The sequence below is a fragment of the Moorena sp. SIO3I6 genome (assembly GCF_010672095.1).
On sequence record NZ_JAAHHU010000788.1, the window covers coordinates 1 to 2206 of the forward strand.

Here is a 2206-nt window from a genome sequence, read left to right on the forward strand (position 1 = left end):
CTGCCACAACGATATAGATTAGACTATCGGGTAGGTCAGAGGGATTACTCCCTCTTCGCCCCCTAAGCACCGTGCGAACGAGTCTCCCGGTACACGGCGCAACCAACTCCGAAAAACACGTTATTCTGTGCAACCCTTTTCCCTTCGTCCCGGTTTTGTGCCTTTTGGTTTTTGTTTCCGGTTTTTGGGAGGGGTTTTTATCCCTTCATACAGTCTTTTTTGTATTTCAGGATTAGTTGCCCCCAAGGCATGGATGGTGTGGTGACATTCCTCATGGACATAAACTAGATTGTTGTACTTATCTTGTCCTCCATGTTCTTTGGGAACGATGTGGTGTAGATGTACTTTGTTGTAGTCCCCCAATTGTTGTCCACAATATGGGCATATGTAATTTTGCCTTAAGGCTATTTTATTCTTGCCTTTAGGTAGTCTTCCTTCAGCTGTTTTCTTACTCTGCCTTTCCTTCCTTTTCCTCCAATATTCTTGAAGGTCGGGATTATCTGGAGAGTAATTGTGGGTGACTAGTGTATGTCTGGTTATCTTTGTCCATGAGGGTTTTTCCAAGTATTGTTCTTTGCTTCCGAAGACTCGTGTGTCTTCCCTACCTGGACAGAAACATCCGAAATGTTTTTCCTTAATCCACTTCCATTCTTTCTGAGGGTATCTTCTCTTACACCATCTTACTAGCTTCCAGGAGATGTAATCATCTAATTTACTAAACGTATCCTTCGCCACCACTCCATCGTGGTAGTTTGTCCAACCCCTTATAATTGGTTGTAATTTCCACATAAGGTGTTGAACAGATGCCCCTTTTAGTTTTGCGAATTCTACTTTTATCTTCTTCTTGATTCCTTTTAAGCTTTTGTTTGATGGTTTGATTAAAGTTATATACCCTTTACTTCTGGTTGTGGTTTTATATTTCCGTATGTTCCATCCCAAGAAATCAAAACCATCTGTTAGGTGAGTTATTTTGGTTTTTTCTTCGGATAGACTTAGTCCTTTCTTGGCTAACCATTCTTTCGTGATTACCTTGGCGTTCGTGGCATCTTCTTTGGATTCTGTTAAAATCACAAAGTCATCCGCAAAGCGTACTATAGTTCTATTCGATTTATTTCTCCAAGTGTCTTCACCTTTTTTGGTTTTTTCTTTCCTGTATGTTATCCCCAGTTCCTTTTCTAACCCATGTAATGCTATGTTCGCTAACAGTGGACTGATTATTCCTCCTTGTGGAGTTCCAGTCTCTGTTGGGTGGAATGTATCCTTGTCTACATATCCTGCCTTTAACCATCCATGGATTAGTTTCTTTGCTGGGAAATTACCAATGGCTTCCATTAACGGTTGATGGGCTATATTGTCAAAGCATCCTTTTATGTCTGCTTCGACTATCCACCATTTCTTGTTTCTTTCACCATTGATGTTCAGGAATATTCTTTGTCGGGCGTCATGGGCGCTTCTTCCTGGCCTAAAACCATAAGATGTGGCTTCAAATTGAGCTTCCCATGTTGGTTCCAAAGCATTTTTGACTATGGCCTGTAAACATCGGTCCGTGATACTCGGTATTCCTAACGGTCTTTGTTTGCCATTGGGTTTTGGTATGTAGATGCGCCTTGTGGGCTTTGGTTCCCAGAGTTTGGTTTTTGATAAGGTGTCCACCATTTCTCCTCTTTCTTGAGGATTTAGGGCTTTTTCTTTATCAACTCCCGCCGTCCTTTTCCCTTTATTGTCTTGGGTTGCTTTACGAACTGATACTTGGATGTTGGATTGACTCCTGAGCATTAATCTCTGGAGTTTGTTTACCTTCTTCCAATCCCCTTGACGTGTTGCCTTAAAAATTCTTTGTCTTAGTTTCCTGACCTGCCTGTAGGCTTTTTTCCAATCTATGGAGTGCCAATTGGTGGTCTGTTCAGTTACGATACCCACGTCTTTAGACGTCGGTTCTATCTTTTCCATGTACAATTTAAGTCAACTAATAACTTTTCTTTCCTTGGCTCGAAGTCAGCTCTGAAATTCAGCGCTCTTTCGAGCGAGGGATTTCCCTCTATCCGACCGGTTATTTATTCCCGTTCCCTTTCGGGTGTTCGGCTTTTGCTTGGTTCAGACTTTTACCGGACTGAGAGTTATACCTCTTCTTGCGATTTGGCTACCCTATTTATCGACCTGATACTAGGGACTCAATCTCGGCTTACCCGGTTACACACATAGAAGA

At 42.0% G+C, this 2206-nt stretch carries 1 protein-coding gene; it reads right to left on the reverse strand.

Features of this window, described 5'->3' with window-relative positions; translation table 11 throughout:
* Positions 1-120 precede the first annotated feature (120 nt).
* Positions 121-1950, reverse strand: a complete 1830-nt coding sequence (gene ltrA, locus F6K49_RS42760) for a group II intron reverse transcriptase/maturase (RefSeq protein ID WP_293107556.1) — start codon at positions 1948-1950, stop codon at positions 121-123.
* Positions 1951-2206: the final 256 nt, after the last annotated feature.